This window comes from Streptomyces sp. NRRL F-5135 (assembly GCF_000719775.1).
GTDB lineage: Bacteria > Actinomycetota > Actinomycetes > Streptomycetales > Streptomycetaceae > Streptomyces > Streptomyces hebeiensis.
This window is the reverse complement of the sequence record NZ_JOHR01000003.1, coordinates 141,804-158,806: the sequence shown is the minus strand read 5'-3', so window position 1 is coordinate 158,806 and position 17,003 is coordinate 141,804. Positions and strand designations below refer to the sequence as shown.

The 17,003-nt window shown below is 73.0% G+C and carries 10 protein-coding genes and 1 pseudogene; 3 read left to right on the top strand and 8 right to left on the bottom strand.

The window, feature by feature from the left end:
- The first annotated feature begins 78 nt into the window (after window positions 1–78).
- Window positions 79–1,650: pseudogene (locus IG02_RS35990) on the top strand (FAD-dependent monooxygenase).
- Window positions 1,651–1,727: 77 nt separating this feature from the next.
- On the opposite strand, the gene IG02_RS0106025 reads toward IG02_RS35990, so the two are convergent.
- Together IG02_RS0106025 and IG02_RS0106020 are read right to left on the bottom strand one after the other, a co-directional pair.
- Window positions 1,728–1,943, bottom strand: a complete 216-nt coding sequence (locus IG02_RS0106025) for a hypothetical protein (protein WP_030742678.1) — start codon at window positions 1,941–1,943, stop codon at window positions 1,728–1,730.
- Window positions 1,944–1,952: 9 nt separating this feature from the next.
- Window positions 1,953–5,564, bottom strand: a complete 3,612-nt coding sequence (locus tag IG02_RS0106020; RefSeq protein ID WP_234314620.1) for a phosphodiester glycosidase family protein — start codon at window positions 5,562–5,564, stop codon at window positions 1,953–1,955.
- A 288-nt stretch (window positions 5,565–5,852) separates the two neighbouring features.
- On the opposite strand from IG02_RS0106020, the gene IG02_RS0106015 reads away from it, so the two are divergent.
- Both IG02_RS0106015 and IG02_RS0106010 read left to right on the top strand, forming a co-directional pair.
- The gene (locus IG02_RS0106015) at window positions 5,853–6,179 is read left to right on the top strand and encodes a chaplin (protein ID WP_051764530.1); all 327 of its coding nucleotides are present in this window, start codon (window positions 5,853–5,855) and stop codon (window positions 6,177–6,179) included.
- Between the two features lie 245 nt (window positions 6,180–6,424).
- Window positions 6,425–7,453 (top strand): YihY/virulence factor BrkB family protein, encoded by a 1,029-nt coding sequence (locus IG02_RS0106010; RefSeq protein ID WP_063756732.1) that lies wholly within the window; start codon window positions 6,425–6,427, stop codon window positions 7,451–7,453.
- Between the two features lie 29 nt (window positions 7,454–7,482).
- On the opposite strand, the gene IG02_RS0106005 is transcribed toward IG02_RS0106010, so the two are convergent.
- The 6 genes from IG02_RS0106005 to rhaS form a co-directional block, all read right to left on the bottom strand.
- Window positions 7,483–8,547 (bottom strand): glycoside hydrolase family 19 protein, encoded by a 1,065-nt coding sequence (locus IG02_RS0106005; protein WP_037802446.1) that lies wholly within the window; start codon window positions 8,545–8,547, stop codon window positions 7,483–7,485.
- A 182-nt stretch (window positions 8,548–8,729) separates the two neighbouring features.
- Window positions 8,730–12,752 (bottom strand): Pls/PosA family non-ribosomal peptide synthetase, encoded by a 4,023-nt coding sequence (locus IG02_RS0106000; protein ID WP_030742673.1) that lies wholly within the window; start codon window positions 12,750–12,752, stop codon window positions 8,730–8,732.
- 251 nt (window positions 12,753–13,003) lie between these two features.
- Complete coding sequence (locus tag IG02_RS0105995) at window positions 13,004–14,017, bottom strand: LacI family DNA-binding transcriptional regulator (protein WP_420707725.1); 1,014 nt, start codon at window positions 14,015–14,017, stop codon at window positions 13,004–13,006.
- Window positions 14,018–14,028: 11 nt separating this feature from the next.
- A complete protein-coding gene (locus tag IG02_RS0105990) occupies window positions 14,029–15,453 on the bottom strand; it encodes a BNR repeat-containing protein (RefSeq protein WP_030742670.1) in 1,425 nt (474 codons plus the stop codon).
- A 117-nt stretch (window positions 15,454–15,570) separates the two neighbouring features.
- Complete coding sequence (locus IG02_RS0105985) at window positions 15,571–15,891, bottom strand: L-rhamnose mutarotase (protein ID WP_030742668.1); 321 nt, start codon at window positions 15,889–15,891, stop codon at window positions 15,571–15,573.
- A 14-nt stretch (window positions 15,892–15,905) separates the two neighbouring features.
- On the bottom strand, window positions 15,906–16,991 hold the full coding sequence (gene rhaS / locus IG02_RS0105980; protein ID WP_030742665.1) for a rhamnose ABC transporter substrate-binding protein: 1,086 nt from the start codon (window positions 16,989–16,991) through the stop codon (window positions 15,906–15,908).
- Between the last annotated feature and the right edge of the window lie 12 nt (window positions 16,992–17,003).

Sequence of the window (17,003 nt, the reverse complement as noted above, 5' to 3'; positions counted from 1 at the left end):
ACGCCCGCTCTACGCTTGTCAACGAGTGTTGGCCAACAACCGTTGGCTACTGATGCACGGCATCTTCGGGAGGTCGTCATGGCTGCCGGCACACCCATCCCGCCCCACTCCCCGACACCCGGTCCCCCCTCCGTCCCGCGCGCGGAGGGGACTGCCGACGTCCTGGTCGTCGGCGCCGGACCGACCGGACTGCTCATCGCCGGAGACCTGGCCGCGGCCGGGCACGACGTGACCCTGGTCGAGCGCCGCGCGGCGAGCGTCGGCAATCTGACCCGCGCCCTGGTCGTCCACGCCCGCACCCTGGAGTACCTCGACGCGCGGGGCCTCGCCGACGAGCTGGTGAGCCGGGGCCATCGCGTGCGGGAACTGCGCCTGTTCGGCCATGCCACGATCCGGCCCACCCGGCTGGCCAGCCGCTTCCCGTACGTCCTGGTCATCGGGCAGTACGAGGTGGAGCGCCTGCTGGAGCGCAGGGCCCGCGAGGCGGGAGTGACCTTCCGGTACGGCACGGAGGTGACCGGTCTGCGGCAGGACGGCGGCGGCGTCGAGGCGGACGTGCGGCCCGCCCCCGGCGGGCGCGGCCGGTCCGGGGCGACCGTGTCCGACGCGGCACGCGAGGACGGTTCCGCCCGTACCGTGCGGGCCCGGTATCTGATCGGCGCGGACGGCGTGCACAGCACGGTCCGCGGCTGTCTGGGGCTGCCCTTCCCCGGCACGTCCGTGATCCGCTCGATCGTGCTGGCCGACGTCCGGCTCGCCGAGCCCCCGTCCACCCCCTTCGAGCTGGACGCGATCGACAACGCCTTCGCGCTGGTCGGTTCGTTCGGCGACGGCTGGTACCGCGTCATGGGCTGGAACCGCGACCGCCAGCTCCCCGACAGCGCGCCCGCGGATCTGGCGGAGGTCAGGGACTTCACCCGGCTGGCCCTCGGTACCGACTTCGGCATGCACAGCCCGCGCTGGATCTCCCGCTTCCACAGCGACGAGCGGCAGGCCCCGCACTACCGGGTGGGCCGGGTCTTCCTCGCGGGCGACGCCGCGCATGTCCACTCCCCCGCCGGCGGCATGGGGATGAACACCGGACTCCAGGACGCCGCGAACCTCAGCTGGAAGCTCTCGGCCGTGCTCCGCCGCCACGCGCCGACGGCGTTGCTGGACACCTACGAGCGGGAGCGGCACCCGGTCGGGACCATGGTCCTGCGCACCAGCGGTTCGCTCCTCAGGCTGGCGCTGGCCGGCAACGCCCCGCTGCGGGCGCTGCGGAGCGCCGCCGCCTAGGTGGTCAACCGCGTCGGTCCGGTGTCCGACCGCGCGGTCCGTACGGTGTCGGGCATCGGGATCTCCTACCCCCGGCCGCGCGGCGCCCACCCGCTGGTGGGCAGGCGCGCGCCCGACCTGGCGCTGACCTCCGGACGGCTCTACGAGGCGCTGCGCCAGGGCAGGTTCGTCCTCGTACGGCCGACCGGCAGTCCCGGGCCGTACGGAGCCGACGACCACGTCCTGACGGTCGAATCGGCACGGAACGGTCGGCGGACCCTGCTGATCAGGCCCGACGGCCATATCGCCTGGGCGAGCGACGAACCCGACCCCGACGGCCTGCGCCGGGCGCTCGAGCAGTGGACCGGACGGCGACCCGCGCCCGTCGGCTGAGCCCCCGCTCCGCGACGGCCCGGTGACGGGCCGGGAGCCGAGTGGGCCGACGGCCGGCCGGCCCACGCGGTCAGCCGTCAGGCATCACCTTCCTTCGACGCTCCCGTGGCCGCGCCCATCGCCAGACCGGCCACGATCAGCACGGCGCACACGTAGACCTCGTAACCGTCGAAGAAGCTCACCCTGGCCACCAGGGACCAGAGGTCGAACCACCCGTCGGTCCACTCGTGCAGCAGGCCGCCCACGCCCTGGGAGAGCAGGATGAAACAGAGGATCCCGAGAAACGTCTTCACCCCCGCACGCTAAGAAGTGCCCGCCGGGAGCGGCCAGCGGCCATGGGGAGGGAACGCGCCTACCGAAGTCGCGGATCCGGCCGCGCTCCCTCCTACCGAAGTCGCGGCGACGGCCCGGCCGGCCGGTGCCGCGATCCTGATCTCCGCCCGCCGTGTCGTCCCGCCCACCGTCACGGCGAGCGTGACCGTGCCCGGCCGCAGCGCGGTCAGCGTGCCCGTGGCCGGGTCGAAGACCGCCGTATGACGAGGCCGCGCGCCGTGCCGGTCACCGACGCGCAGGTTCGGCGACCCGGTCCAGTCGGCGCTCAGCGGGAAGCCGACCGGGACCGCCCGGGCTCCCTGCGTGACGGTCGCCGTGACCTTCCCGCTCCCGCCCGCCGCCAGGACCGCCGGCGCGTCCAGTGCGAGGGCGTCGGTGTGGGCCCTGGTCTGTACCGAGACCCAGTCGGGCCCGCCCCGCCACGGCCGCCGGACGGCGGCGGCGCGCTCGCCCCGGCTCACCGCGTCCACCCCGACCAGTGACCAGCCGGTGAAACCGCCGTCGGCCGCCGGCCCGGCCGGAGCCTTGCCCGCGTTGCCGTTGACCAGGTACGGCACCCCGTCGACCCGTGCCGCGTCGAACACGCCCACGTGGCTGCCGACGAGAGCCGCGCCCTTGCCCGTGGTGCGGCGGAAGTCCGCGAGCCAGCCCTCCAGGAGCGCCGCTTCCTTCCGGTCGCTCAGCTCACTGGCCTTCTGCGCGGTCGGGTCCCGGGGCGGTACGTGTTCGATCAGCATCACCGATCCGACGCGGTCGTCGTCCGCCGCCTCGTCCAGCCCCCTGCGGAGTTCCTTGATCTGGTCGAGGCCGCCGCCGCGCAGGCTCAGGGTCGAGGTGTCCAGGGTGAGGAAACGGGTCCCCCTGTGGTCGAAGACGCGGTGGGCGGGGCCGAACTGTCCGGTGAAGTTCGCCAGGGAGCCGCCCATCACCTCGTGGTTGCCGGGTACGTAGTACCAGGGGAGGTCGCCGCCCAGTTCCTCGGTCAGGACCGTACGGGCGAAGGCCAGGTCCGCGGGGGAGCCCTCGTCGACCAGGTCGCCGTTGACGACCAGGAAGTCCGGCCGCGCCGCCTTGATCTCCCGGAGGGTGCGGCGGGCCTGCGCCACGATCGCGCTGTCCGGCTCGCGCGCGACGAACTGCGCGTCGGACATCACCGCGAACCGCCAGTCCCGGCCCCGCACGCGCGCGGCCGTGCCGATCAGCGGGTCGGCGGGGCGGGCCTGATCGGGCAGGTCGACCGTCGGCGGCACCTGCGCGGTCAGCTCGTCGATGACGATCCCGCCCGTGTACTGCTTGGCCGCGGCGGTCTCCGCGAGATAGAAGCGGTGCACGCCGAGGGGCGCGGCGGCCCCCGGCGGCACGTCGAAGGTGACCTGCCGCCAGCCGGTCCAGGTGAGGTAGGGGCCGCGCAGCAACTGGTCCGATCCGGCGGCGTCCTTGAGGTGAAGGGTCGGCCAGGCGCCCTGGCCGTCGCCCTTGATCCAGAGTTTGAAGGACCGCGGCTGCCCGGCGACCGGGATCCGCGCGGGCGGGGTGGCATAGGCCGCCCGGGTGGCGGTGGACCGGGTGAAGTCATAGGTGAGGGCGAGCCCGGTGCCGGTGCGGCCGTCGGGGGTGGCGGAGAGGGAACCGCCCGCGCGGGCCTGGCCGAAGGTCCATGCCGCGGCGTCGTCGAGACCGGTGACCGCGCGCTCCTCCAGGCCGACGGTGACGGCGAGGGCGGTGGTGACACCGCGGACGGTGGCGGTGATCCGGCCCGCGGCGCCCTCCGTCCGGGACGTCACGGTGAACGATCCCCGGCCGTCGTCGGTGACCGTGAACAGCGAGCGGTCGTAACCGAGCCGCACGTCCCGGGGTTCGACGGGCGCGCCGGCGCCCTGGGCGTCCAGCCCGACGAGGCCGAAGGTGCCGGTGGACGCGGCGTCGGCGAGCCCGAGGCGGCGAGTGGTCGGCTGCAGGCGGTCGAGGGCGCCGAGGACGGTCAGCACGGTGCCGCCGGCGGCCCGGCCGCGTTCCGCGCGCACTTCGGTGGTACCGCTGTGGAGCGCGGTGAACAGCCCGTCGCGGTCGACCCGTCCCACCGAGGGCCGCAGGGACCGCCAGTGCGGGGAGCCGGCGGCCGGCCCGTAGGTCTCGTCGTGTCCGGCGGCGGTGAGGCGGCGGGTCAGCCCGGGGAAGACCCGGTCGGGGTGGCCGCCCTTGACGGGATCGGCGGTCGGGGCGTCGGCGGCGGGCGTCCGGGTCCGGACCCAGTAGCCGGTGAGGCGTCCGCTGCCGTCGGGCACGGTGAGGGCGAGGCCGTTGGGGACGGCCCGTTCGCTGCCGTCGGACGGGCTGTTCTCCACCGTGAGGGTGTCGCTGCCGGGCATCCGGGCGACCAGGGTGGAGGAGCCGCCGCCGTCGAGGTTGAGCGCGTTGTGGGCACCGGCCTGACGCATCATCGCGCCGAGCCGGGTGAGGGTGACTCCCCCGCTGTCGGCCTGCCGGCCGTCGACGGTGATCACCTGCATGGCGGACCCGTCGCGGGAGAAGCCGACGGCCGTGCGGGGTGCCGCGGTGTTGTTGCCCTCGCCGTCGTGGTTCTGCGCCACACCGTCGACGACGAGCAGTTCCCGGCCGCCGACGGCGGTCCTCGGCACGGGTCCGCCGTCGGCGCGCGGCCGGTAGGCGAGGCTCACGGGGTCCCCCGGCCGCAGTGCGGCGAGCGCTTCGGCGCCGGCCTCGCGGCCGACCAGGACGGTGCTGCCGGCCGCGACGGGGCCGCTGCCCGGGCGGTCGGCGACGGAGGTGACCTTCCCGTCCCGTACGGCCACTTCGGCGACGGGGGTGGCCCGGTCCACGGTGAGTGCGCGGTCGGCCGTGCCCCAGGCCGCCGTATAGGCGCCGATGCCGCCGGCGGGCACGTTCGCCGCGTTGTAGGCGGCCAGCGTCCGCGTCCCCGAGGGAAGGGTCACGGTGCCGTCGAAATAGAGCTCCAGGATGCGCCCCGCCGCCTCCGGACCGATGCCGACGGCCCGATGGGCGCCGGTCTGCGGAGAGTGGACGACCTCGCCGTTCGCGACACCCGGGCCCTGGGGCGCGCCCGTCTCGTTGATGTCGAAGAAGTCCCCGTTGACGGCGGCGACGGTACGGCGGCCGGGGCCCGGGTCGTGCTGTGCGGCGAGTTCGGAGACCGTACGGCGGTCGCTGACCCGGCCCGAGGAGAGGTAGTCGGCCCTCGTGCCGCCGGCCGCGAGGTCGACGGAGAGCGCGTCGACGCGCAGCCACCCGGCGGGTTCGAGGCGGTCGTAGGAGGTGAGGCGTACGCCGGGGGCGACGGGACGTGAGGTGCGCGCGGTCTCGATGCCGTCGGCGTCCACCGCGCTGCCGGGGGCCGCTCCGGCTCTCGCGTCCGCGGGCGTTCTCGGGTCCGTGGGCGGCGCGCCGGCCGGGGGCGGCGCGATCGGCCGCAGTATCTCGGCTGCGGTACGGGGGCGGGGGTCGGGGTTCGAGTCGGCGGCGGAGGGCACTGCCGCCCCCGCCGTCAGGACGGTCACCGCCGCGAACAGCACGGCGGACCGCTTGGCGGTACCTGGGCCCACAACTACTCCTGGAGGACGGTGGATTCACGCGCGTCGGTTCTGTCTGCTGCCGTCAGCATCGCCGTGCCCGCGCCAATGAACCAGGGGGCCGCGGCGACGGCACGGGGAACACGCGGTGTCCGGACCCGTACGGGTCGTTCGCCGGCCGCCACTGCGCTGTTCCGGTGGCCGTCCGGGCAATTCGGTTATTTCCGCCAAGTTGTCCGTTACCGACCGCGGGTAGCGGCGTTGAACGTGCGAAGGCCGCTCACCGTGCGGCCGTGCTTCACACGTTCAAGGAGAAACTTGATGTCGCGTATCGCGAAGGCAACCGCTGTACTCGTCGGCACGGGAGCGGTGCTGGCCAGCGGCGCCGGCCTGGCTGTCGCCGACTCCGAGGCCGACGCCGCGGCCATCGGCTCGCCGGGTGTCGTGTCCGGCAACGTCATCCAGCTGCCCATCCACATCCCGGTCAACGTCTGCGGCAACACCATCAACGTGGTCGGGATCCTCAACCCGGCGTTCGGCAACCAGTGCGCCAACGTCTCGAAGAAGGAAATCAAGCACCACAAGGGCGGCCACCACAAGCAGGGACACCACAAGGGTGCCCACCACATGGGCGGCTTCAGCGGCTGACCCCCGGTCCTCGGCGCACGGCCCCGGGCCTTGTGACACCGGCGAATTGACGGCCCCCCGCGACCGCGCGGGGGGCCGTCGCACGTACCGGGCCGTGCGCGTCGGCGGACCCGTCCTGTCGGCTCCCGGGGCGGCCCGTGGGCCCGGCGGGAGTGCGGTGCGGCGGTGCGGGTCACGGGTCCGAGAGCGGGATGAGGCAAGGTAGGCCCTGGTCGCAAGAGGTCGTACATGACGCGGGAGGCAGCGTGTCCGCCGAGGAACACGGGCGTGGGGGGCCGTCGCGGTCCCGCGGAGGGGAGCCCGCCGAGCGGGGTCCGGACGTACGGCGGCACCGGAGCCGGCTGTCCGGTGCGCTGCTGCGGACTCCGGTGGCCCTGTGGCGGGACGACGCGGCGGACCGGGCCGCGGCCCTCACGTACTACGCGGTGCTGGCGATCTTCCCGGCGCTGCTGGTCACGGTCTGCTGCATCGGCCTCGCCGGGCCCGGCGCGAGCGGGAAGCTGGTGGGCCAGGTGGCGGCTCTCGTACCGGGTGAGTCGCGGGCGCTGGTGCACAGCACGCTGGCGGAGATGGCGGACCAGCGGTCGGCGGCCTGGCTTCTGGTGTCCTTCGGGACGGCGGGCGCGGTGTGGTCCTCGTCCAGCTATCTCGGGGTGTTCCGGCGCGGGCTGCACGCCATGCACGGCGCGGTCGATCACCGTCCGCCGTGGCGCACGGTGCCGCGGATCGCGCTCGCCGCCTGCGCGCTGCTGGCGCTCCTGGTGACCAGTGCCTTCACGCTCGTCCTGACCTCGGAGGCCGCGAGCGCGCTGGGGAAGGCCCTCGGGATGGGGTCCACCGTGTCCCTCGTGTGGAAGGGGCTGAAGTGGCCGCTGTTGCTGGGGCTCGCCGCGGTGCTCGTGCTGATCGTGTTCCGTACCGGCCCGCCCGGGACGCGCCGGTTGCGCCGGGCACTGCCGGGCGGTGTGCTGGCGGTGGCGCTGTGGCTGCTGACGTCGGCGGGTTTCACCTTCTACACGGCGCACGCCGGTACGTACAGCCGGCTCTACGGGTCGCTCGCCGGAGTCATCGTCTTTCTCGTCTGGCTGTGGGTCACCAACCTGTCGCTGCTGGCCGGTGCCCAGTTCAACGCCGAACTCGCCCGGGCACGGGTCCGGCACGAGGGTGATCCTCACACCGGTCCCGTGCCCGTGCCGGCGCCGGGCTCGGGCCGGTCCGGCGGCACACCGAAGAGTGATGTGCCTGTCGCCGGACCGGCGGAGCGAACGTCCTAGAAAGCCTTGGGCGACGGCGGCCGGGCCGCTCAGCAGCTCAGGTTGGAACCGGGGGTCGTCCCCAGGATCTGGACGAAGCGCTGGTAGCTGTTGATCCGGCTCTGCACCTGCCCGGGATTGCCCCCGTTGCACTCGAGGGAACCGTTGATGCTGCGGATGGTCTCGCCGAAGCCGCGGCCGTTGACCATGGCGTCATGGGGCGTCATCGTGCCGGGGCCCCGCTGGGTGTTCCAGTACCACAGGGCGGTCTTCCAGGAGACGGCCGCGTCGGTCTGGACGAGGCTGGGATTGCGCAGCAGGTCGATGCCGAGGGCGTCGCCCGCCGCCTTGTAGTTGTAGTTCCAGCTCAGCTGGATCGGGCCGCGGCCGTAGTAGGCGGCCTGGCCGGCGGGGCACCCGAAGGGCTGGTTGGCGTCGCAGTAGTGCGGGTAGTTGGCGGTGTTCTGCTCGACGATGTGGACGAGTCCGCCGGTCTCGTGGCCGACGTTGGCCAGGAAGGCCGCGGCCTCCTGCCGCTTGACCGTGTCACTCCCGGTGTTGGCGAAGCCCGGGTAGGCGCTCAGCGCGGCGGTCAGGCCGCGGTAGGTGTAGAAGGAATTCCGGTTCGGGAACATCTGGTTGAACTGGCTCTCGCTGACCACGAAGCCGCCGCTCGGGGGCGGGTTGTCGCCACCGCCACTGCAGGAGTAGGGCTCCCAGTACCAGGTGCTGATGACGGGGTCGTAGCCCGGGTTGTCGTGCTCGGCGCGGTAGTACTTGCCGTCGGTGTACTTGACGATGTCCCCGGCGACGTACCACTTTCCGGCGACCCACGCCGGGTGATTACAGCTCCCGCCGTTCCCACCGCCGGTCCCGCCGTCGCAGGCGCCCTGGTCGGCCCAGACGTCGCTGGTGCCGGGGGCCTCCCCCTGGGTCCACCACTTCGCCTGCCAGTTGCGGCCGTTGTACGAGGCGCTGTTGCCGCCCACGTAGACGGCGGACGCGTTCCAGCCGGCGGCGCAGGCGGCCGCGGAGGCCGAGGACGCGGGGAGGAGGACGGTGAGGGCGAGGGCCGATGCCACCACGGTGAACAGGGTCAGTACGCGTTGTCTCAGTTGTCTCAAGCGACTCACTCCTTCGCGCGACGCACCGGTGCCCCGGTGGTCGCCATGGGGGGTGAGGGAACCAAAGCGGAAATCTCATGCACCTGTCAAGGTCTAGACCAAGCATGTCCGCTTCCGGCCGCGCCCGGCCCGGCGGGTTCCGGTCCGCGTCCGCCACGACGCGTACGGGCGCGCTACGGCAGCCGGGTGGGCAGCGCGGCGGGCTCCTCGACGGCCCGGTCCGCCGTGCTCTCTGCGGGGATACCGCGCCAGCTCGTGCCCGGCCCCAGGTGCTCCCCCTTCATGAGCAGCGACAGCGCTCCGAGCCGGGCCCCGCTCTCCACCACGGAGTCGTACAGCACCACCGCGCGGGTGCCGACGCCGGCGCCGGCGCGCACGGTGACGGCCGACATCTTCATGACGCGGTCTTCGAACAGGTGCGTCTGCAACGACGCGTCCATGCCGATCGCGGCGTCGTCGCCCAAGGTCACCAGGTCGAACTCGGTGAGATACGTCGTGCCGATCCAGACGCGCCGGCCGATCCGCGCGCCGAAGCGGCGCAGCACCACCGGCAGGAGGGGCGTGCCGGTCAGGTAGAAGAGCGCCGCCGGCACCGCCGCCGCCTCGTACAGGCCCGTGATGAACTCCGTACGCCGCACGAACAGGCTCCACAGCGGTTCCACCCGTGGCCGGTAGGTGCCGATGACGACACGCTTGAGCACCACGCAGTACGCGATCACCGCGAGCGCCGCGCCCGCTGTCAGGACCGGCGAGAGGAGGGCGACCGCCGGCGGGGCCAGGGAGCCTGCCAGCGCGGAGAGTCCCAGCAGATACAGCCACGCGCTCGTCGCCAGCGCGGAGGCGGGCATCGTCACGCGGAAGAACTCGATGCCGAGCCGCTGGAGCACCGCCGCGCGGGTCGGCCGGAACGTGAGGTGCTCCGGGTACGACCCGCTGCTCTGGCGGACCGGCAGGCGCAACGCGGGCGAGCCCAGCCATGTCGTGTCCTCGGGCACACAGGACCCGGGCGGCACCGTCGCCACCCCGACCAGGGAGCCGGGCCCCATCGACGTGCCGGCCGGCACGAACGCGGCGTTGCCCACGAACGCGCGCCGCCCCACCTCGGTGGGTCCGAAGGCGACCTGGCCGGCCGCGAAGGTGGCGGTGCCGACGCTGGCCAGGTCGGCGACGAAGCTTCCCTCGCCGAGGGTGAGCAGGTCGGGGTCGAGGTGGGCGGCGGTGGAGACCTCGGCTCCCCGGCCGATCCGGGCACCGAGCAGCCGCAGCCAGGGCACCGTGTACAGAGTGGCGTAGAGCGAGTTGGTGTACAGCAGGCTCGTCTCCAGCAGCTTGTCCACCAGCCACTTGCGCACGCCGAGCGAGGACCGCGCCGGATGGATACCGACCGGCACCCGCCACAGGACCAGCCGTTTGCCGACCGCGACGACGGCGCACGCCGTCACCACGAACACCGGGCCCGCGAGTGCGGTGGCGGCGATTCCGCCCCACGCCCCCCAGGTCAGCGACGCCCACCAGAAGAGCGCGACACCCGGCAGGAGCATCGCGAACGGGGCGCCCTCCAGGCACACCAGGCCCAGTAGCGCGGCCGCCCGGTGCCGGCTCCGCCACGGGCCGATGGAGCGGTGGGAGCGCAGCATGCTCTCCACCGCGGGGCCGAGAGCGTCGACCGGTCCGGGCGGGGACCCGGCCCAACGCGCCCCCGCCGGTACCGTCTCGCCCTGTCCGAGGACGGACTGTTCGCCGAGCGCGGCCCCCACCTCCACCCGCGCGCCCGGTTCGAGGACCGCGTTGGCCCCGACATAGGCGTGCGCCCCGATGTCGATGGGGGCGAGGGTCACCCAGCCGTCCGCCACCTCCCACGCGCGCAGGGAGACGTCGTAGCCGATCGAGGCGCCCCCGCCGACGCGCAGCATGCACGGCAGGCTGATCCTGCGCGTGGCGATCAGGGTGCGGGGTCCGATCCGCGCCCCGAGCAGCCGCAGGTAACCGGCCATCAGGGGGGAGCCGCTGAGTATCGGCAGCGGACTGAGGGCCAGCAGCAGGTTCGCCGTCCACAGCCGCAGGTAGGTCCTGCCCCACAGCCGGTGGCGTCCCGGCACGACCCCCGCCGTCAGGGGACGGACGAGCAGCACGGGCAGGAGCCAGCGCACGGCCAGGTAGCCGGCCAGCACGCCGGCCGTCGCCTGCGCCGCGGACCCGACCGAGATCCGGCCCGCGTGCCGCCCGTAGACGACGGACACCGGGAGCGTGAGGACCAGGAGCAGCCCGTAGAGAACCGCGGCCTGGGCAGCGCCCGCGGCCGCGACGCGCCGGGCGGTGTGCCTGAGGGGCGCGGCCCGGGGCGGCGGCGCGGGCCGGTTCGTGGCCGCGGGGGCGCGCACCAGCCCCGCCAGCCCGCGTACGGTCGGACGCGCGTAGAGGTCGCGCAGCGCCAGACCGGGGCCGATGTCCCGGGCGCGCAGCACCGATACGGCCCGGGCCGCGAGCAGGGAGTGGCCACCGAGTTCGGTGAAGAAGTCCGCCTCGACCGACACCGACGCGGGCTCGATGCCGAGCACCTCCGCCCAGACGTCGCGTACCCGCGCCTCGTGGTCGTCCACGGGAGGCGCCACCGTCCCCCGTCGACCGGTCGGCGAGCGTCGGCCGGTCGGCGGAGGCAGTCGGCCGCGGTCCACCTTGCCGCTCGGCATGGCGGGCAGGGCGTCGAGCACGTCGAGGAACGACGGCACCATGTAGGCGGGCAGCCTGCGTCCGAGACGTTCGTACAGTCTGGCGAGGAGGGTCGTCTCGTCCTCCGCGCTGCCCGGCGCGCGTGTCACGTAGGCGGCCAGTTCGCCGGTGTCCCCGTCCTCGCCGGGCCGACGGGCAAGTACGGTGACGGCCTCGGCCACGGCCGGGTCCTCCAGCAGCACACTGTCGATCTCGCCGGGGTCGACCCGGTAGCCGCGGACCTTCACCTCGTCGTCGGCCCGGCCCAGGAACTCGATCTCCCCGTCCGTCCCGCGGCGGCCGAGGTCCCCGGTGCGGTAGAGCCTGCCGTTTCCAGGAGCCAGCGGGTGCTCGACGAAGCGTTCGGCGGTCAGGGCGGGAAGGCCGACGTAGCCACGGGCGACACCGGGGCCGCCGACGCAGATCTCCCCCACCGCGCCGTCGGGCACGGGCCGCAGCGACGCGTCGAGAAGTTCCACCGTGTAGGTGGGCAGCGGGCGTCCGATGGTCACGGGACGGCCCGGCAGCAGTTCGGACCAGGTGGCGGTGACGGTCGTCTCGGTCGGGCCGTAGGTGTTGAGCATCCGTCGCCCCGGTCCGCTCCAGCGCGCCACGAGCTGCGCCGGGCACGCCTCGCCACCGACCACCAGGCTGCGCAGTCGCGGAAGTTCCCGCGGGATCGTCTCCAGCAGGGTCGGCACGCAGTAGAGGACCGTGATGTCCCGGGCCGCCAGGAAGTCGCCGAGGTCGGCCCCGAGCAGGCCCACGTCGGGCGGGCCGGCCACGACCGTGGCGCCGACCGCCCAGGTCGGCCAGATCTCCTCGATGGAGAAGTCGAACGAGATCGTCATGCCCTGGTACACCCGGTCCTCCGGCCGCACGTCGTACACGCCGGGGATGACGTCGAGGAAGTTGCAGATGCTCGACTGGGCGATCTCCACCCCCTTCGGCCTGCCGCTCGACCCCGAGGTGTGGATGACATAGGCGACCGGGTCGTCGTCGAGGGGACCGTGCGCGGCCGTGCCGGGTTCCGGGCGGGTGACGGGCCGTACGGCGATGTCCCGCGCGTGCGTGTCCAGCTCCGTCCGCCCGGGGAAGCGACCCGGTGCGCCCCGGGCCAGTCCGGACAGGGTCAGTACGGCGTCGGCACCGGCGTCCTGAAGGATGTAGGAGACGCGGTCAGGCGGCGCCGCCGGGTCCACGGGGACGAACGCGGCCCCGGCCTTGCCCACCGCGAGCAGGGACACATAGGTCTCCAGCGAGCGCGGCAGCAGGATCCCGACCCGGGATCCGGGGCCGATGCCCAGAGCGCGCAGGTGGTGGGCGAGTTGGTTGGCGCGTGCGTCGAGTTCCGCGTAGGTCAGCGTCCGCTGCCCGCACTCCAGCGCCGTCGCGTCCGGGGTACGGTCGCACGCCGCCTCGAAGACGTGGTGCAGCCTTCTGCCGGTCGCCGCCCGCCCGGTACCGCTCGGACCACGCTTGTCCATCGCCTGTCTTCCCTGTTCCTCGGCACGCGGCGCGGCAGGACGCGAGGCGGGCGCCGTCCTTGCGCGGCACGGTGCTGTCACCGGCCGGAACCGCCGTCCGGCGCACTCAGATTACGGGGACCGGGCTCATCGGGCATGTCGGGAAGGCCGGTTGACGAGGGAGAGTCCCGAGGTGGGTGCCGTCCGACGGTCACCCGCCGGACGGGGCGGCGGCCGTCGGACGGCGCTCAGGGGCTCCGGGGCTCAGGGGCTCAGGGGCGCGGGCGGGACAGGGTGGAGCCCCGTACCACCAGCTCCGGCTGGAGCACGATGCGCCGGTGCTCGTGCGCATGGGCCGCGTCGCCGGTCTCCTCGATCAGCAGGTCCGCCGCGGCGGCCCCGAGCCGGAAGGCCGGCTGGCGCACCGAGGTCAGCGGCACGGCGGCGGCCGAGGCGAACTCGATGTCGTCGTAGCCGGCGAGCGCGACGTCCTCGGGCACCCGGACGCCGGCGTGGTAGAAGGTCTGGAGCACTCCAAGCGCGAGCAGGTCGTTGGCGCAGAACACCGCGCCCGGCCGGGAGGCCATACCGAGCAGCCGGGCGCCGGCGTCGCGGCCCGCCGCGACGTCGAGGCGGGCCGCCTCCACATGGCGCAGCGCACCGGGCGGCAGCCCCGCCTCCGCGAGGGCCAGCTCCGCGCCCTCCCGGCGGTTCCGGCACTGCGCGAGGTGCATCGGGCCGCTGACGTACGCGATGTCGCGGTGTCCTCGGCCCAGCAGATGGCGTACGGCGAGGGCGCCGCCGGCCACGTCGTCCACGGAGACCGAGCAACCGTGCGCGCTGGGCACGATCCGGTCCACCAGCACGAAGGGGATGCCGTGGCGCCGGAACGCGTCGAGATTGCCCCCGCTCAGGTCGGCGGGTGTGACCAGGACGCCCCGTACCTGCTGCTCGGAGAACATGGTGAGGTAGGCGGCCTCCTCGGCGGGGCTCTCGGCGCTGTTGCAGAGCATCACGCCGAGCCCGGCGGCGCGTGCGGAGCGCTCCGCTCCCGAGGCCACCGCCACGAAGAAGGGATTGGCCATGTCGAGCACGAGCATGGCCAGGATCCGGCTGCGGCCGGCCCGCAGCTGACGCGCGGACTCGCTGCGGACGTAGCCGAGCCGGTCGATGGCGGTGAGGACGCGCCGACGGGTCTCCTCCGTGACGGTTTCCGGGCGGTTGATCACGTTCGACACGGTCCCCACCGACACCCCGGCCGCGCCGGCCACGTCCTTGATCCCCACCGGGCGGCGCCTCACGGGAGCCGGAAGTCCACGACCCTCAGGGGCGAGGGGGTGGTGCCGGAGGAGCGCTGCTGGTACATGAACGACAGGACACCGTCCTGGGCGAGGCGGGTCTCGTCCACGACGACCTCGCCGAAGGCGTTCAGCCCCGCCCCGTCGAAGAGGGTCTTCCAGTCGCTGTACCCGGAGTCCTTGGAGGCCGCGACGATCCGCCCGTACGGCATGACCGCGTAGGCGTTGTCGTACCGGTCGAGGACGAGGCGGGTGCGCTGGCTGGAGCCGAGCGGGACGGGTGTCTCGGTCTTCTTCCAGGTGCCCGCCGCGTTCTTGACGAGGTGGAAGGCGCGGCCGTTCGCCGTGCGGTCCTCGACGTAGTCGGTGGTGCACTGGCCGAAGCGGCCGGGGACGTAGCTGATGATCGCCTGCGGCAGCCCGGCCGAGTCGGTGGCCTGGCTCTCCTGGTTCATCAGGGAGTGGTCCGGGTTCAGCGGGTCGACGACCGTACCGGGGTCCCCGACGGCGACCTTGTCCGGGCCGCCGGTCGTGCCGACGACCGCACCCGCGGCGGTGCGCCAGGTCCGGCCGCGGTCGGAACTGTGGACGTATCCGGTGTCGTGGTTGGTGATGCCGCCCGGGGCGCACATGACCGCGTTGTCCTGCTCGCGCCAGGTGAAGAAGGCGTGCAGCCGGCCGTCGGCGCCGTAGTCGATGCCGTGGAGATACATGTTGCGGGCCGCGCTGGAGCCGTGCTCACTGGTGTAGGTGCCGGTGGCCGACGACCACTCGCCGAGGTTCGTCCAGCGGGAGCCGTCGTACTCGGCGAGACCGTTGCGGCCGTTGCCGGAGACCCCGGCGCGGTAGCTGAGCTGGAGCCGGCCCTCGGGGGTGGCGACGAACTGCGGGTAGGTGAACTGGGAGGTGAGGGCGAGCCCGTCGAGCGTGGTCTGGACGGCGCCGAACTGACCGGTGTCCCAGGCCCGCCCGGCGGGGGCGTCCAACAGCCCGGCCGCGGACTTCACGTAGAAGAAGCCGCTGCTGTGCGAGTCCATGTTCAGGTGCAGCCGGCCGTCGATCCGGGAGACTCCCATGGAGATGACGTTGTGGGAGTCGTCGAGGGTGAGCTTGTGCGGCAGCCGTACGGTCTGCCAGGTGTTCGCGCCGAGCGCGCGGCGGGCCACGGTCGCGGTGCGGTCGGCGGTGTACCAGGCGGCGTACTGGTAGCCCTTGTAGGTCAGCAGACCGTGCTTCTGGAAGGCGTTGTTGTTGACCAGGCCGTTGTACGACTCGAAGTAGACGGCCCGGCCGTCCAGCTGGGTGTCGGCGACGCGGGTGACCGCCGGACCGGGGGCGACCGCCCGGGCCTGGGCCGCGGCGCCGGGCGGGACCGTGGCGGTGAGGAGGACCGCGGCCAGCGCCGCGGCGGTCGTGGGGGTCATGTACGCAACCTCTTCGGATGTCGGTGAGCACCGGGCCCCCTCCGGCCCGGTCCTCGTGGACCCGTGAGGGCCGCGGGAAGCCTGCGAGGATCATGATGGGGAGGGACCACGCGGGCGTCAGACGAGGTGGAACACTTCGGTGAGCGGCTTCATCGCCTCGTCCGGCCGGGCGCCGTCGAGGGCCTCGAAGAAGTCCGCCATCTCGGCCTGCCAGCGGGCGTTGACCTCGGTGGCGGCCATCGCGGCCTGGGCAGCGGCGAAGTCCTCGGTCTCCAGGTAGCCGACGAGGAGGCCGTCGTCGCGCAGGAAGAGCGAGTAGTTGTGCCAGCCGCTCTCGCTGAGGGCCCCGAGCATCTCGGGCCAGACGGTCTCGTGCCGTTCGCGGTACTCGGCGATGCGGTCCTGGCGGACCTTGAGCAGGAAACAGACGCGGGCCATGGGTTCCGCTCCGATCAGAAGTCGAACGTGTCGATGTTCTTCTTGTCGAAGACGGTCGGTTCCCCGAGGATGACCTCGCCGTCCTTGCCGATGGTGTACTCGCCCAGCTTGCCCGCGGTGAACTTCTCGCCCTCGGCGCCGGTGATCTGCCCGGAGGCGAGGGCCGCCGCCGCGTAGGAACCGAGGTAGCCGAGCTCTTCGGGATTCCACAGGGAGAACTGCTCGACGGTGCCGTCCTTGACGTACTTGCGCATCTGGTTGGGCGTGCCGAGCCCGTTGAGCACGACCTTGCCCTTGTACGAGGAGTCGCTGAGGTAGCGGGCGGCGGCGGCGATACCGACGGTGGTGGGCGAGATGATGCCCTTGAGGTCGGGGTACGCCTGGAGCAGGCCCTGGGTCTGCTGGAAGGACTTCTGGTCGGCGTCGTCACCGTAGGCGACCTTCACGAGCCGCATGTTCTTGTACTTGGGCTGTTTCAGCTCCTCCTTCATGAACTCGATCCAGGTGTTCTGGTTCGTGGCGTTCTGGGTGGCCGAGAGGATGGCGATCTTGCCCTCGTAGCCGATCTGCTCGCCGAGGTGCTGGACGAGGCTGCGGCCGATCTCCTCGGAGCTGGCCTGGTTGATGAAGACCTGGCGGCAGTCCTTGGCCGTGTCGGAGTCGTACGCGACGACCTTGATGTCCTTCTTCATGGCCTGCTTGAGCGGGCCGCACACCGCGTTGGGGTCGTTGGCCGCGATCAGGATGGCGTCCTGGCGCTGCTGGATGAGGGTGTTGATGTACGACACCTGGGAGGAGGCGTTGGCGTCGGAGGGGCCGACCTCCTTGCCGGTGCCGCCGTACTCCTTCGCGGCCGCGATGCCCGCCTCGTCGACGATCTTCTCGTAGGGGTTGTTGATCTGCTTGGGCAGGAAGGCCAGTTTGAGGCCCTTCTTCAGGGGCGCGTCCGGGTCGGCCTTCGCGGCGTCACCGGCGTTCGACGTGTCCTTGGCGGTGCTGTCCTTGGTGGTGCCGGAGCAGGCGGTCAGCGCGAGAGCGAGGGCGCAGACGCCGGCGAGGGCGGCGGCCGTACGGCGACGGGCGGCGTGACGGGTCGTCATGGCGGGCGGACC

Excerpts from the sequence above, each read along its gene's own strand:
- IG02_RS0106015 (WP_051764530.1), top strand. The coding sequence starts at position 5,853 with ATGTCGCGTATCGCGAAGGCAACCGCTGTACTCGTCGGCACGGGAGCG.
- IG02_RS0106000 (WP_030742673.1), bottom strand. The coding sequence starts at position 12,752 with ATGGACAAGCGTGGTCCGAGCGGTACCGGGCGGGCGGCGACCGGCAGA.
- IG02_RS0105990 (WP_030742670.1), bottom strand. The coding sequence starts at position 15,453 with ATGACCCCCACGACCGCCGCGGCGCTGGCCGCGGTCCTCCTCACCGCC.
- IG02_RS0105985 (WP_030742668.1), bottom strand. The coding sequence starts at position 15,891 with ATGGCCCGCGTCTGTTTCCTGCTCAAGGTCCGCCAGGACCGCATCGCC.
- rhaS (WP_030742665.1), bottom strand. The coding sequence starts at position 16,991 with ATGACGACCCGTCACGCCGCCCGTCGCCGTACGGCCGCCGCCCTCGCC.